The organism is Rhodoglobus aureus (genome assembly GCF_039527955.1).
In the GTDB taxonomy this organism is placed as follows: domain Bacteria; phylum Actinomycetota; class Actinomycetes; order Actinomycetales; family Microbacteriaceae; genus Rhodoglobus; species Rhodoglobus aureus.
The window spans coordinates 65,513-79,714 of sequence record NZ_BAAAKW010000026.1; the positions used below are offsets into that span (position 1 = coordinate 65,513).

A 14,202-nucleotide genomic window follows, 5' to 3' on the forward strand; every position below is an offset into this window, starting at 1 on the left:
CTCGCGTGCGGGGATGGCATGCGGCAAACGTTATGAGGGGATTACCCGACGTTGCTATTGGAAATCGCAGTTGTTATCGCCACCTCGGTTGTCGGCTTGCCCGCTACCGAGGCCGCTGCTGTGCCCGCAGTAACTTTTCAATCCATTGTGACTAGCGACGCACCTCCCGTTTTTGTCGGCCCCGGCGCTGACCGTGGGGCAGGGGTATTCGCAGCCTCGGCATCCTTCGGCGCGCAAACGCTCTCAACGCTCGCACGCGTTCCCGCAGGCAACATCTCTCGATACTTTGAAACTCGACCGGCAGCGGTTGATCAACTTCTTGCTGAACAACCTCCCGCGCAAGAGGTTGCGCTGTGGTGGGGTGACCTTGATTCCGACCGTCAAAGCGCGCTCGAAATCGCCTCTCCCCAGCTGGTAGGCAACCTTGAAGGTGTTCCGTACGCGATTCGCGATATGAGCAACCGCACAATGCTCAGCCAAACGATTTCTGAACTGACCACACTGATGGATTCGGATGCCGGTCGGGCTGTACAGCTAGATGCTTTTCAGCAGCTGAACATGCTGTCGTCAATTTCAGGGGCCCTTGTCTACGACAGCGCTGAACCACAGCGAACCCTCGTGACACTCGACGTTGCGGGTCAAGGCCGCGCTGCGATTGTTTTGGGTGACCTGAACAAAGCGGACTACGTGAGTTTCTTGGTTCCGGGTATGTTCTTCACCATCCAAGGCCAGATGTCGTACTGGGTTGATGCTGCGAATGAGTTGCAAAGCCAGCAGCAGCTCTGGCTCGATTACTTTGAATCAGGGTCTGTATTCGTTCAGAACAAGTCAGTCGCTACGGTTGCCTGGATCGGCTATGACACGCCCAACCTGACAAACGTTGGCGCGATCGACAACGCTGATCAGGGGAGGGACACACTCGCTGGAGCAATCCTTGGTCTGCAGGCGGGGCGTGGAGCGGACCAGCCCTATATTTCGGTGGTTGCTCATTCCTACGGGACGACCGCTGCGATGATGGCGTTGTCGGAGTACAGCTTCAACATCGATGCACTGGCCCTAGTTGGTTCCCCAGGGAGCCCTGCGGAGTCGGTCGCTGATTTGAATGTTCGCGACGGCAACGTTTTTGTGGGAGAAGCTGCGTGGGATCCCATCCCCAACAGCTCTTATTTTGGTCCAGACCCGGGAGCGGAGTCATTCGGCGCCAAGTCGTTGGGCGTGAGCGGCGACTTCGACGTCATCATGAAGAAACCCCTTACCGCCTCCGTTGGCCACAACGAATACTTCACACCGGGGAGCGAGGCGATGCGCAACTTCGCGCTGATCTGCATCGACCGAGGCGACCTCGTAATGCCTGAGGGCGAGCCGCTTGTTCAGCGCGCGCTAGCAGTGCCTGCGCCTCGACGGGGCTAATGGGCTCACGCACGGCTCACCGCATCCGTTGAGACCGCAAATGCGCCGTCGTTGTGCTCTGCAACTCGGCCGAGAGTGTTGAAGCTCGCGCGCTGTCGCTCCTTGCTGCTCGCTAAGCCGAATACACTTGTACGGTTCCCTGTCTGAATCCCATCTTCGGAGCTCCATGACTGACACCAATCCCGGTGCGATCACTAGCGAAGTAGTCACACACTTGGCCTCGCTCGCGCGCATCGCTCTCACCGCAGACGAAATCGAGAAGCTCACTGGCGAGCTCGGCGCAATCGTCGACTCCGTTGCCAAGGTCAGCGAAGTCGCCACCGATGACGTTCCCGCAACGAGCCACCCGATTCCGCTCAGCAACGTCTTCCGTGCTGATGTTCCCGGCGTCACGCTCACCACAGAGCAGGCGCTGGCAGGGGCACCCGAGCACGATGGTTCACGTTTTGCGGTTAGCGCGATTCTGGGAGAAGAGCAGTAATGGCGGATCTGAACGACCTCACCCGTATTTCGGCATCCGACTTGGCTAGCAAGCTGAGCTCGGGCGAAGTGTCGTCGGTCGAAGCAACCCAGGCGCACCTCGACCGTATCGCCTCGGTTGATGGCAAGGTCAATGCGTTCCTTCACGTGTCGACGGATGCTCTCGCCAACGCCAAGCGCATTGATGAGCGCCGCGCAGCAGGGGAGTCGCTCGGCGAGCTCGCCGGTGTGCCTGTCGCTGTCAAAGATGTGCTCTGCACGATCGACATGCCGACCACGGCAGGGTCCAAGATTCTTGAAGGCTGGGTTCCGCCTTACGACGCTACGACGGTTGCGAAGTTGCGTATGGCTGGCCTGATCCCGCTCGGTAAGACCAACATGGACGAGTTCGCCATGGGATCGTCGACTGAGCACTCCGCGTACGGCCCGACGAAGAACCCGTGGAATCTTGACCGTATCCCCGGCGGATCCGGTGGCGGTTCGGCTGCTGCAGTCTCCGCATTCGAAGCCCCGCTTGCTCTCGGGTCTGACACGGGCGGATCAATTCGCCAGCCGGCATCTCTCACCGGTTCGGTTGGCGTGAAGCCCACCTACGGTGGAGTTTCTCGCTACGGTGCGATCGCTTTGGCTTCGTCGCTCGACCAGGTAGGGCCCGTATCGCGCACCGTTCTTGATTCGGCGTTGTTACACGATGTCATCGGCGGGCACGACCCGCGCGACTCCACCTCGCTCAACGAGCAGTGGCCGTCGTTTGCAGCTGCCGCTCGTGCGGGTGCCGCTGCCGAGAGCCTCAAGGGTCTTCGCGTCGGCGTTATCAAGCAGCTCGATAGTCCAGGCTTCCAAGCTGGTGTGTCGCAGCGTTTCCACGAAGCGCTGCAGTTGCTCACCGAGTTTGGTGCAGAGATTGTTGAAGTGGATGCTCCGCACTTCGAGTATGCCGTCGAGGCGTATTACCTCATCCTTCCGGCCGAAGCCTCGAGCAACCTCGCGAAGTTCGACTCCGTTCGTTTCGGGCTCCGTGTGACGCCTGAGGGTGGCGGAACCGTCGAAGACGTTATGGCTGCAACTCGTGAGGCCGGTTTCGGCGCTGAGGTCAAGCGCCGCATCATCCTAGGCACCTACGCGCTCAGCGCTGGCTACTACGACGCGTACTACGGCAGCGCCCAGAAGGTGCGCACGCTCATCCAGCGCGACTTTGCTGCTGCCTTCGAGAAGGCAGATGTACTCGTTTCGCCGTCGGCGCCGACCACGGCGTTCAAGCTCGGTGAGAAGCTCGATGACCCGATGGCGATGTACCTCAACGATGTCACGACCATTCCGGCAAACCTTGCCGGAATCCCCGGAATGGGCTTGCCAATGGGGCTCGCACCCGAGGATGGTTTGCCAACCGGTTTCCAGATCATGGCTCCTGCTCGCGGTGATGCTCGACTGTACGAGCTCGGCGCAACGTTGGAGCGTCTGCTTGAACAGCAGTGGGGTCACACCCTGCCCAGCCAGGTTCCGTCGCTCGGCTAAGCGCTGGTGCTGGCCGACGGCTTCTGATCGACCGCCACCGGTCGATAGCTACTTGTCTTCTTCGGCTTGCCGTTCGCGGTAGGCGATTTGATTCATCCGGTTTCCGCATCGGATGCTGCAAAAACGGCGTGATCCGTTACGCGAAAGATCGGCCATGAGGCCTTCGCAATCAGGGGCTTCGCAGCGGCGCAGGCGCCACATGGTGTCAGAACGCACGACATCGACGAGGGCGAGCCCGACTTCGGATTGAACACGTTCGGCGAGCGGCGCGTCGGGAGAGTTGGCGTGTAGGTGCCAGTCGAGGTCGTCGTGGCGCGCCAAAAACGGGAGTGCGTTCGCTTCGGCGAGCATGGCGTTAATCTCGGCGGCTGCATCGTCTCGGATGAGCCTCCAGACGCCGCGGATGCGCTCGCGAGCGGCGCGTAACTCGCCGAGTTCGATGTCGTTGCGGTCAATGCGCCCGGTGTACCGAAACTTCAGGACCATCGCATAGACGTCGTCGATTGTAGAGAGCTCATCGAGACCACTTCGGCTTGCAAGTGGATGGGTGTTTCCAATGAAAACGGCGAACTCGAGGCTCGCGATCGTGTCAGGGGCAAAATGCAATTTGACTCCTTATTTGTTTCGAGACTAGCGTCAGCAGAAATACTCGTCAATCTCGTTCAAAGCAGCCACAAATGAAGCGCTCAACCACGACCCTCGGAATGCTCATCGCGCTCGTCGCCGCAGCCAGCTTCGGTCTCTCCGGCGCGCTCATTAAGCCGGTGCTCGAAGCAGGCTGGAGTCCCGCTGCCGCAGTGACACTGCGCGTACTCATCGGTGGAACCGTGCTCGCGCCCTTCGCGATTGTGGCCCTCAAAAGTCGCTGGATCGCGCTCTGGTACGCCCGCAGCCGCATCCTGCTCATGGCCATCATCGGGGTCTCGGCCACTCAACTCGTCTATTTCGCGGCTGTCGAGCGCATCCCGGTCGGCATCGCGATCCTCCTCGAATATATGGCGCCGTTGCTGCTTGTTGCCTTTGCGTGGGTAACGACTCGGCGCGTGCCTAAGCCTGTCGTTCTGATTGGCTCTGTTGTCGCGCTCGGCGGACTCATTCTCGTGGTGTCTCCCGAGGGTTCGGGAGTACTCGACCCGATCGGGATCCTCTTCGGTGCCAGCGCTGCTATTGGTGCAGCCGTGTACTACGTCGTGGCGGCGCGCTCCAGCGAGGGCCTTCCGGCGGTTGCGCTTGCATCAGCCGGGCTACTGATCGGCGGAATCCTCCTTGGCCTTGTCGGGCTGATTGGTCTCGTTCCCTTCGACATGCCGATGGTGGAGGTCACAGTGCTCGGTTTTGTGGCTCCGTGGTGGGTTCCACTGCTCATCGTGGGTATCGTCGCGACGGGCATCGCGTATTCGACGAGCATTATGGCTAGCGAGATGCTCGGTTCCCGACTCGCGTCTTTCGTCGGATTGCTCGAGGTTGTTACGGCCGCGATCTACGCGTGGCTTCTGCTCGGCGAGAACCTTTCGGTGACGCAGTTCATTGGGGGAGCGCTGATTTTGGCGGGTATCGCGTTCGTGCGATCGGAGCGATCTGAGGAGATTGGCGACTTCACGATTGAGGCTGAGGCTTTCCCGAGCGATGGGGATGAACCAATTTTGGCGCCAGCATCCGCGCCGCTCGAACCGGGTACCGATACGGTGCCGTTGCGCCACGTACAATCATCGGGTGGCTAAAGCTGAATTGATGGACTACGACAAAGCACTCGAACTATTTGAGCCGACGCTCGGTTTCGAGGTGCATGTTGAGTTGAACACCCAGACCAAGATGTTTTCGGATGCGCCGAACCCGGCAGCGTCGGGCGCAGAGCATGCTGAACCGAACACCATGATCACTCCGGTGGATCTCGGTTTGCCCGGCAGCTTGCCAGTCGTCAACGAAGAGGCGATCAAGTATTCGATCTCGCTTGGCCTTGCGCTGGGTTGCCAGATTGCACCCAGTTCACGCTTCGCCCGCAAAAACTATTTCTACCCTGACTTGGCGAAGAACTACCAGATCAGCCAGTTTGATGAGCCGATCGCCTTTGAGGGTTCGGTCGACATCGAGCTCGAGAGCGGCCGCACGATCACGATCCCGATCGAGCGTGCGCATATGGAAGAAGACGCAGGCAAGCTCACCCACGTTGGTGGCGCTACCGGTCGCATCCAGGGCGCTGAGTATTCGCTCGTTGACTACAACCGTGCTGGTGTTCCGCTGGTCGAGATTGTCACGCACATGATCACGGGCACCGAGGCGGATGCTCCCGAGGTTGGCAAGGCGTATGTGTCGGCGATTCGCGACATCGTTCGTTCGTTGGGCATTTCCGAGGCTCGCATGGAGCGCGGCAACTTGCGTTGTGATGCCAACATTTCGTTGAGCCCTCGTGGTTCCGGAAAACTCGGTACGCGCACCGAGACCAAGAATGTGAACTCGATGCGCAGTGTTGAGCGTGCAGTTCGTTACGAAATCCAGCGCCAGGCTGCGATTTTGCAGAAGGGTGGCACGATCACTCAGGAGACGCGTCACTGGCACGAAGACACCGGTGTCACGAGTGCTGGTCGCCCTAAGAGCGACGCAGATGACTACCGCTACTTCCCCGAGCCTGACCTGCTGCCCGTTGAGCCTTCGCTCGCGTTGATTGACGAGCTGCGTGCGGCACTTCCGGAGCCTCCTGCCGAGCGTCGTCGTCGCCTTCAGGCGGCGTGGGGATTCACTGATCTTGAGTTCCGCGATGTCAACAATGCCGGTCTGTTTAGCGAGATTGAGGCAACTATTGAGGCCGGTACTACGGCCGCTCAGGCGCGCAAGTGGTGGACGGGCGAGATCGCTCGACTGGCCAACATCCAAAGTGCAGACCCGAGCTCGTTGATTACCCCAGTGGATGTCGCGGCTCTCGTTTCGCTCATTAACGATGGTGTTCTCAACGACAGCTTGGCGCGCCAGGTTCTCGAGGGCGTCATTGCCGGCGAGGGATCACCGGCTGACGTGGTTGAGAGCCGTGGACTCAAGTTGGTCTCGGATGACGGCCCGCTCATCGCCGCTATCGACGAGGCACTCGCGGCTCAACCTGATGTCCTCGCGAAGATTCGCGATGGCAAGGTGCAGGCTGCTGGTGCAGTTATTGGTGCAGTAATGAAGGCGATGAAGGGCCAGGCTGACGCCGCTCGCGTGCGTGAACTGGTCTTGGAGCGCGCCGCAGCCGAATAACTGGGCTCGGCACTGCTCGAGCGTCGGTTGTAGGCAGTACCGTTGGTGTCATGTCTGAATCTGCTGCACTCGTTGTTGAAGTCCATGTTCCTCTCACCCCTGACGCCAATGCGGCAGAGGGCGAGACGCGTTTTCCGTGGATTGAAGCTCTTGTTGAGTTCACGACCGAGCTTGACGAAGCTGGCGATATTTTCGTTGTCGAAGAGGGCGATGTCTTCAACGATGCCTATGTCATTGTGATCACGGGTGCAGACGAGTCAACTCTCACGGGAATCGCGAATCGGGTCGCTAATCTGCCCGGAATCCCCACCGGTGTGTTCGCTATGGTCACCGATGCAGATGCTGAAGAGCTCGGTCAGGGCACCATGATTGAGATTTCCTAGCTACCTGCTAGCGTGATTCACCGCTGCTAAGTACCGTCCACATGACCAGCAAGATCCCGCTTGGCGCCCAGTCCGCTCCGACGAGCGTTATCGCTCCAGAATTAGTGTGGACCACAATTGGTGCGTTCGCGCTCATTTTCTTGGGCGCGTTCGAGACGCTAGCGGTGACCACGATCATGCCGACAATTAGTCGCGATCTCGATGGTCAGTCGCTCTACTCGGTCGCCTTTTCGAGCACTTTGGCTGCGAGCGTGATTGGGATGGTGTTGGCCGGGCGATGGTCTGACCGCACGGGTCCTGCACGGCCTTTGATTGCGGCTATGGCCGTTTTTACGGTCGGACTGCTCGTCGCCGGTCTTGCTGGCACGATGGGCATTTTTATTGTTGGCCGGTTTTTGCAGGGGCTGGGCTCTGGCGCATTGATCGTTGCCCTCTATGTGGTGGTCGCGCGGCTCTATCCGTCAGCTCTTCACCCGAAAATCTTCGGACTATTCGCCTCAGCCTGGGTGCTGCCCTCGTTGATCGGGCCTCCACTGGCCGGTGTCGTTGCGGAGCAGGTGAGTTGGCACTGGGTGTTCTTCGGTGTCGTGGTTCTGGTCGCGGGTGCCGCTGGCGCAATTCTTCCGGCGCTGCGTCTCTTGTTGAGTCGGCCGGCATTGGCGGTCCAACATACTTCGGGTCGTGGGGCGATTGTCTGGGCTCTGGTGGTGGCACTGGCCGTGATGGGGATCAGTTTGGGTGGGGAGCGCGAGGGAGCGTTGGCCTGGCCGTTAGCTCTCGGAGCATTCGTGGTCGCTATTGTTTCCCTGCGGCCGTTGCTTCCTGCCGGTGCACTCACGTTTCATCGAGGACTTCCCGCCACGATCATGCTTCGTGGGTTGTTCGCCGCTGCATTCTTTTCGACGGAGGTCTATCTCCCGTATCTGCTCAACGAGCGCTACGGCCTTCCCCCGTGGCTTGCCGGGCTCATCCTCACTGTTGGGGCGGTCTCGTGGGCGGCGGGCTCGGCGTTGCAGGGCCGATTGAGTGACGATGTCGCGCACGCGAAGGTCGTTGGGGTTGGCGCCCTGCTGCTGAGCATCGGAATCGCAACTCAATTCATCACCGCCTACTTCTCGCTCTCGGTGTGGGTCGCGGCAGCGGGGTGGCTGGTAGCGGGGGCTGGAATGGGCATCACCTATCCGCGGATTTCAACGCTCGTGCTTGCGCACTCCACCGGCCGTGATCAAGGGTTCAATAGTGCTGCGCTATCGATTGCGGATGCCGCGGGTGGCGCCATCGCGATCGCGTTCGGCGGTCTTGTCTTCAGTGCCTCCGGTGGGCTCGAGCGCGGTGCTGGCTTTGTCGCGGCGCTTGCTCTTGCCACTGTTTTTGCTCTCAGCGCCATTCTGATTGCGGCGCGAGTGCGAACGAAACCACTCTAATCCAGCGCACTTTTGGCGCGCTAGTCAGCGCATTGTTAAGAAGTGTGTCGGGCTGTTACGTCACACTCGAACACGGTTTGCGGAATGCGATTACCGTCGCCGCATGACACTCCTTGCTAACGAAACCTCGACCATCGATCTCGTCGCAGAGCGCGCTAGCCGCTTGACTGCTGCCGGCCAAGCCTGGAACTCGCGAATCGCAGCCAAGCCCGCATCCGCGGACCTCACCTACACGGTCGCTGGTGAAGGAGAAGGCTCCGTCGGCACTGTTCTGAAGGCCGGCAATCATGTCTTCCGTATCGACGAACCTGAGGGCCTCGCGGGCGACGACGTGGCTGCAAGCCCTGTCGAGATCGCGCTCGGCGCGTTGATCGCGTGCCAGGTAGTCGTCTTCCGTCTCTATGCGCAGGCGCTCGACATCCGTGTTGACGACATTTCCGTTGTCGCTGAAGGTGACCTCGATGTTCGCGGTCTGTTCGGCATTGACGAGAACGTTCGCAATGGCTTCAGCGCGATTCGCCTGAACACCACAATCACGGGTCCAGAAACCCAGGAGCGCTACGACGAACTTCGCGAAGCCGTTGACGCGCACTGCCCTGTATTGGATCTGTTCGCGAACCCTACTCCCGTCACGACTCGCGTTGTCAAGGGCTAACACTGAGTGCCGCGAGCGTAGAGCACCACTAGCGAGCAGACTACCCTCGGGGCTATGAAGCCGTCGTTTGAGTTCAGTTCAGCGTTGACCGAATGGGATGCAAAGCCGAACGTGTTCTTTTTGCAGGTGCCGCCGGATGTTGGCGCCAACGTTCGCGATGTGCCAACACCTCCGCGGGGGTTCGGCTCGGTCGCGGTGGTAGTGACGATCGGAGGCTCAATCTGGAGCACGTCGATCTTTCCCAGCAGCAGCCACGACGGCTTCTCGTTGCCCGTCAAGGCTGCCGTGCGTCGCGCAGAGGGCATCGATGCGGGCGATACGGTCAGCGCGACCATACAGCTCGTCTAAGCATCGCTGACGGCCGCTGGGGCCGTCTCACACACGGCTCTGGCACGCTAAGCGGGCCAGACGCCGATGATGAGCGCCATCACTACGAGGGTGACCAGTTCGTGGCTGATATTCAGAACGGTGAGGCCGTTCGGCCGGCCATCAAACTGGTCGTGGGTGATGAACCGCGCTGCCGTGAATCCCGCCCACAGAATGATGCTCGTGAAGAGGGTGTTTACGAAGAAGCTGCCTCCGTAGAAGTCGAACGCAATGAAGGCTGCACCAGCGAGAACCCAGGCGGTAATGAAGCTCACGATGACGGTAACGACAAGGGGGCGTACTGCGTCCGAAGTCTTGCCACTGGGGGTGACGTTCGCGGCTTTCATCCAGTAATTGCCGAACACTCGGGGCGAATACCAGATGGTGCCGACGATCATGCTCGACAAGGTCGCGAGAATTACGGCGATGTAGTTGATTTCGGGAACCATCACAACCTCCAGTGAGTGTGGGTGCCCAGAATCCTACTCCGCCGGTTTCTAGCCGGTGATGCCTTCCTCAAAGTTCTGGATCGGGTCGTACCATCCCTGTTCGATCACGAAGCTTTGGAACTGCTTGTCGAGTCCGAGAATCACGGCGACTCCCACGAGGATCAGGGCGATGCCGACAACTCGTTTGAACGCGCCGTTGGGGTTGGCGAGCCAGCCCAGTTTGCGGGCAAATGCTTGGCCCAGAAATGCGATGAGGAGCAAGGCAATCGCAAGACCGGCTGAGTAAACGACGATGTAGAGCAATCCCTCGCTGAAGGACACCGGCAATACGGTGGCCAAGATCAAAGCGTAGGTGGGGGAGCAGCTGCTGAATGTCGGCCCGAGCGCAGCTCCCAGCATTACGTCACCGCCGAGGCCGCCTCGCGAATACGACCGGTTCATCAGCGCATTGGCGCGATTCTGGATACCCGTCGCCAGCATGAAGCGTTCCCAGAGTGAGGGGAACAGGAGCGTGAGACCAAAGATGAGGAGGATGCCGCCGGCAATGATTTGCCAGACGAGTTGAGGAACACCGAGCAGTGCGGTCGTTGCTTTGAGCAGCAACGTGAAGACAATTACTGACACTGCGAGGCTGAGCGCGATGACGACGGGTCGATACCATTGGCGCTCGGCAACCGCGGCATCACTGCTCGTTCGTGCCATTGACCCGCCGACAATCACGGGAAGTAGAGGGAGAACGCAGGGAGCGGCAACCGTGAGCACTCCCGCAACGAATGAGAGCAGAATCAGGCTGAGCATCGCGGCCTAGAGAAGTGCGTCGAGAGCAGTCTGAAGCGTGGGATCTGCGTAGGCAACGTAGTTGTCCTGGAGTTTCTCCCCGCTCGAATCGACTTCAACAAAGCTGGTTTGCTGCGTCACGCCGTATTGCGCGCGAAGATCCTGATTGGAGTCGTAGTCAACCTTCACGATCGTGACACCCGAAGGAACTCCCTCAGCCTCAATGTCGCCCTCCATCGAGACGCATTGTGGGCACCAAGGAGCGTGGAAGAACAAGAAAATGCGGCCCTCTGCATCGGCAATTGCGGCGGGGCTGTAGTCAACGTAGGCGCCGCCTCCGTCGTTTTCGACACTCCCAGTGCTTGCGCTATCGGAGCTTCCCGACAAGGAACTCGAATCTGCAGAGTTGTCTGGGCTCTGTGCTGTGCCGATCGAAATGGCAGCAACTGCGCCAATGACAACAACGGCAAGAGCAATGACGATCGCAAGAATTCGCTTGTTCATGCTGACCAGTAACCCGTGGAGCCGCACATTTGTTCCGCTGCTAGCTCAATTCCCGGACTATACCCAGACTTCAGCTTTGTGGGAGAAGAGTTTAAGATCTCCGAAAGTAAGCGCACCGGTGAAGCGCGCTCGCGTATAAGGCAACAAAACCATCAGCGCTGCTCCAGCACGGTGCTCTATCCGAACCTCAATAGCGTCCGTCTTCTGTGCGGCGAGCCGTGTGTTTGAGACGATCGCGCTGCAGCGGGAGATGTTGGCCATCTGACGGAGTTGAGTCACCGTCTGGTCCAAGAGCGCTTGAGCGTTGAGATGCTTTTTGCGCAGAGCGTCATCCGCTGTCATCTCTAATACTCGCCCGCTCCCATCGGTCATGAGCGCGAAGGTCATGAACTCGCTGGCGTGGCCAAGATAGGTTCTGGCCACATGAAGAGCGGAGTCGAGAATTCGATCAACGTCGGCCTGTTCGTCGGCGTTGAGCGCGTCCCTCCACGATTGCATATCCAAACCGTAGCGACCCCAATGCCCGCTTGTCCCACTAAGCGGCCAAATCACCCGCGTTTTGGTGTCAAAAGCCGTGCGAGCGCTTTGAGTGCTTTTGGGGCGTTTCTCGACGGGTTTAGTGACGCTGCGCTAACGTCTAACCATGCAAAAAGCGCAGCTCACCAGTGCACAACGTAGCTATTGCCCTGTCGCTGGAGCAGTGGGGCATGTGCTGTTCTCCCTTGGCTGGTTCCTGTTGGGGGTTGTGGCGCTTGGCGGCGGGATTACTCTTCTGCTCGGCGGAACCGCGCAGGGCGTGACTGGTCTGTTCGGAGATATCCCCGCGCTGAAGGACTTCTTGAGCTACGCCGTTGGCGTCACTGACACCAACGTCGCTGGCCCGGTGTTTCTCGGTCCGGTAGTCGGCATCGTCGGTTCCCTGATTGTCGGCGCTCTTGTGTGGTGGTGGATGACGTGGTCGCGTCGCGGATCAGCATCCAATTTTGCTGGAGTCACGGCCACAGCATCGGCAACTGCTGTAACGCCTCCGCGCGGCTGATCAGGGAGCTTGCCATGGTTGAACGTGAACGAATCGAGACGCTGATTATTCTTGGCGCTGGGGGAGACCTCACCTCGCGCCTGCTGTTGCCGGGGCTGGCGTCGTTCTTGGCGAGCGATGAGGCACAGAGTCTGACTCTTATCGGCGTTGATCGACAGGAAATGGATAACGCCGCCTGGCGGCGCCGAGTCGCCAAGTCTTTCGCGAGTCAGCAGTCAGCCGCCTCAGACAAGATTGTTAGCGCCGCACGCTACCTGCAGGCCGATGTGACCGATGCTGCCCAGTTGCAGGATGTTCTCGCCAAAGCTTCGGGGAGAATTGCTCTGTACTTCGCCCTTCCCCCTGCAATCACTCACAAGGTGTGCAGCGCGCTGGCGAATGAGGAGTTGCCTGAGGGCATTGTCTTCGCACTCGAAAAGCCTTTCGGTACCGACGAGACGAGCGCTCGCAGTCTGAACCGGATGCTAGAGAAGATCTTGCCAGAGGAACAGATCTTTAGAGTTGACCACTTTTTGGGCAAGTCGACTGTTCTCAACCTGTTGGGGCTCCGTTTCGCTAACCGTGTCTTCGAACCGCTTTTGGGGGCACCGAACGTTGCGAAGGTTGAACTTATCTTTGATGAGCCTCTCGCGCTTGAGGGTCGCGCTGGCTATTACGACCGTGCAGGAGCGGTTGTCGACATGATTCAAAGCCACCTGTTGCTTGTACTCGCGTTGACCGCGATGGAACCTCCGGCGAGCGTCGATTCCGAAGATCTCCGCGGGGCGATGGCTCAAGTGTTGCGGGCGACCAGGGTGCAAACCGAAGATGGCGCGTGCGCTCGTCGTGCACGCTACACAGCCGGCACTATTGGCGATCGGGAGTTACCCGCGTACGCCGATGAAGACGGTGTTGACGCCGAGCTCGGCACGGAAACTCTTGCGGAAGTGACGGTTGAGATTGATAACTGGCGGTGGGCCGGGGTTCCCTTCGTGTTGCGGTCGGGCAAGGCGATTGGGGAGGCACGTCAAGACATTGTCATTACTTTCGCAGCCGTGCCTCACTTGCCTCGAGGTCTCACCGGTATGGCTGAGCCCGCCCAACTCACAATCTCGATTAAGCCGGCAACCCTCGAACTCGATCTCATCATCAATGGTGAGGGCGACCCGTTCTCCCTCGACCGCACCAAGCTCACAACAACTCTCGGAGACCCCGCCATGAGCGCCTATGGCGAAGTGATTGCTTCGCTCATTGATGGCGATCCGGCGTTGTCTGTGCGTGGTGACGTGGCCGAGCAGTGCTGGAGGATTGTCACTCCAGTAGTCGAAGCTTTTCGAGAAAACCGAGTGCCCCTCGATGAATATCCGGCTGGCTCGCAGGGCCCTACGCGTTGGAGCACAGCGTGAGGGGGCGGCGGGGTCGCGGCGTCAGCGCGTCCGCTGACGCTCTCGTGCGATCTAACGCGCAGCAGGCCTACGAAATCTCTGGGCCGTTGGATCCCACAAGGTTTTATCCCCGCTTCGGCCCGCTTCCCGCGGTTATTGAGGTGCGTGAGCAATCGGGCGAGTGGGACACCGTCGGACGTACCCGCATGCTCATGCTTTCCGATGGCGGCCATGTCATCGAAACAATTACTGACACAGAGGTGCCGGCGCTCTTTGCCTACGAGTTGAGTGAGTTCCAGAGACTGTTCGGAACGCTGGTGTCGGGTGCTCGTGCCGAGTGGCGCTTTGAACCCCGTCAGAGTGGGTCACTCATCCGCTGGAGCTATACGTTCTTTGCCCGTCCAGCTCGTGGCTGGATCGTCTGGCTGGTTGTCAGGCTCTGGTGGGCGCGGTACATGCGCCACGTGTTGCCTCAGATTGCGAGAGAGATCGATCACCGTGCTGCCAGCTAGAAATCGAGCTGAAGCGAACGAGTAACGGCTGCAGTTACCGAATCGTTGTCATTTTCGGGGCCGTTCACACTCCACACGCACCCTTCTCACAAC

General features: G+C 59.6%; 17 protein-coding genes. 12 read left to right on the forward strand and 5 right to left on the reverse strand.

The genetic code is table 11. The features are described 5' to 3' along the window. The first annotated feature begins 57 nt into the window (after positions 1–57). From ABD112_RS06785 to gatA, 3 genes are all read left to right on the forward strand, one after another. Positions 58–1,410, forward strand: coding sequence for an alpha/beta hydrolase (locus ABD112_RS06785; protein ID WP_343924377.1), 1,353 nt, complete (start codon positions 58–60; stop codon positions 1,408–1,410). A gap of 166 nt (positions 1,411–1,576) precedes the next feature. Continuing rightward, entirely contained in the window at positions 1,577–1,891 is a 315-nt protein-coding gene (gene gatC, locus ABD112_RS06790; RefSeq protein WP_343924379.1) for an Asp-tRNA(Asn)/Glu-tRNA(Gln) amidotransferase subunit GatC, read from the forward strand. 8 nt (positions 1,892–1,899) lie between these two features. Then, a complete protein-coding gene (gatA, locus tag ABD112_RS06795) occupies positions 1,900–3,405 on the forward strand; it encodes an Asp-tRNA(Asn)/Glu-tRNA(Gln) amidotransferase subunit GatA (RefSeq protein ID WP_425563809.1) in 1,506 nt (501 codons plus the stop codon). A 48-nt stretch (positions 3,406–3,453) separates the two neighbouring features. Here the strand turns inward: gatA and ABD112_RS06800 are convergent, their stop codons facing one another. Next, the gene (locus ABD112_RS06800) at positions 3,454–4,011 is read right to left on the reverse strand and encodes a CGNR zinc finger domain-containing protein (protein WP_343924382.1); all 558 of its coding nucleotides are present in this window, start codon (positions 4,009–4,011) and stop codon (positions 3,454–3,456) included. Positions 4,012–4,082: 71 nt separating this feature from the next. Between ABD112_RS06800 and ABD112_RS06805 the strand changes: the two genes are divergently transcribed. The 6 genes from ABD112_RS06805 to ABD112_RS06830 all read left to right on the forward strand — a co-directional run bounded on the left by ABD112_RS06805 (position 4,083) and on the right by ABD112_RS06830 (position 9,446). Further along, on the forward strand, positions 4,083–5,126 hold the full coding sequence (locus tag ABD112_RS06805) for an EamA family transporter (protein ID WP_343924384.1): 1,044 nt from the start codon (positions 4,083–4,085) through the stop codon (positions 5,124–5,126). Continuing rightward, positions 5,119–6,636 carry an Asp-tRNA(Asn)/Glu-tRNA(Gln) amidotransferase subunit GatB gene (gene gatB, locus ABD112_RS06810; RefSeq protein ID WP_343924386.1) on the forward strand — a complete coding sequence of 506 codons (1,518 nt, stop codon included), beginning with the start codon at positions 5,119–5,121 and terminating at the stop codon, positions 6,634–6,636. Before ABD112_RS06805 ends, gatB begins: the two co-directional genes overlap by 8 nt. Positions 6,637–6,686: 50 nt before the next feature. Further along, positions 6,687–7,019: a glutamyl-tRNA amidotransferase gene (locus ABD112_RS06815; RefSeq protein ID WP_343924388.1), complete on the forward strand. Its 333-nt coding sequence runs from the start codon at positions 6,687–6,689 to the stop codon at positions 7,017–7,019. Positions 7,020–7,060: 41 nt separating this feature from the next. Next, positions 7,061–8,443 carry an MFS transporter gene (locus tag ABD112_RS06820; protein WP_343924390.1) on the forward strand — a complete coding sequence of 461 codons (1,383 nt, stop codon included), beginning with the start codon at positions 7,061–7,063 and terminating at the stop codon, positions 8,441–8,443. Between the two features lie 103 nt (positions 8,444–8,546). Beyond that, positions 8,547–9,098: an OsmC family protein gene (locus ABD112_RS06825; protein WP_343924392.1), complete on the forward strand. Its 552-nt coding sequence runs from the start codon at positions 8,547–8,549 to the stop codon at positions 9,096–9,098. A gap of 54 nt (positions 9,099–9,152) precedes the next feature. Next, positions 9,153–9,446: a DUF1905 domain-containing protein gene (locus ABD112_RS06830; protein WP_343924394.1), complete on the forward strand. Its 294-nt coding sequence runs from the start codon at positions 9,153–9,155 to the stop codon at positions 9,444–9,446. A gap of 47 nt (positions 9,447–9,493) precedes the next feature. Here ABD112_RS06830 and ABD112_RS06835 read toward each other — a convergent pair whose 3' ends face one another. From ABD112_RS06835 to ABD112_RS06850, 4 genes are read right to left on the reverse strand one after another with little or no spacing between them, the layout of a single operon-like run. After that, on the reverse strand, positions 9,494–9,913 hold the full coding sequence (locus ABD112_RS06835; RefSeq protein ID WP_343924396.1) for a DUF1761 domain-containing protein: 420 nt from the start codon (positions 9,911–9,913) through the stop codon (positions 9,494–9,496). A 48-nt stretch (positions 9,914–9,961) separates the two neighbouring features. After that, the gene (locus ABD112_RS06840) at positions 9,962–10,711 is read right to left on the reverse strand and encodes a cytochrome c biogenesis CcdA family protein (protein ID WP_343924397.1); all 750 of its coding nucleotides are present in this window, start codon (positions 10,709–10,711) and stop codon (positions 9,962–9,964) included. A gap of 6 nt (positions 10,712–10,717) precedes the next feature. After that, positions 10,718–11,194: a thioredoxin family protein gene (locus ABD112_RS06845; protein WP_343924399.1), complete on the reverse strand. Its 477-nt coding sequence runs from the start codon at positions 11,192–11,194 to the stop codon at positions 10,718–10,720. 57 nt (positions 11,195–11,251) lie between these two features. Then, positions 11,252–11,692, reverse strand: a complete 441-nt coding sequence (locus ABD112_RS06850) for a hypothetical protein (protein ID WP_343924401.1) — start codon at positions 11,690–11,692, stop codon at positions 11,252–11,254. A gap of 145 nt (positions 11,693–11,837) precedes the next feature. Here ABD112_RS06850 and ABD112_RS06855 point away from each other — a divergent pair, with 145 nt between their 5' ends. The 3 genes from ABD112_RS06855 to ABD112_RS06865 are packed head-to-tail and all read left to right on the forward strand — an operon-like array spanning position 11,838 to position 14,109. Continuing rightward, on the forward strand, positions 11,838–12,233 hold the full coding sequence (locus tag ABD112_RS06855; protein ID WP_343924403.1) for a hypothetical protein: 396 nt from the start codon (positions 11,838–11,840) through the stop codon (positions 12,231–12,233). A gap of 14 nt (positions 12,234–12,247) precedes the next feature. Further along, positions 12,248–13,618, forward strand: coding sequence for a glucose-6-phosphate dehydrogenase (locus ABD112_RS06860; RefSeq protein WP_343924404.1), 1,371 nt, complete (start codon positions 12,248–12,250; stop codon positions 13,616–13,618). Further along, the gene (locus tag ABD112_RS06865) at positions 13,615–14,109 is read left to right on the forward strand and encodes an SRPBCC family protein (protein ID WP_343924405.1); all 495 of its coding nucleotides are present in this window, start codon (positions 13,615–13,617) and stop codon (positions 14,107–14,109) included. The genes ABD112_RS06860 and ABD112_RS06865 overlap by 4 nt, the downstream gene beginning before the upstream one ends. The last annotated feature ends 93 nt before the right edge of the window (positions 14,110–14,202 follow it).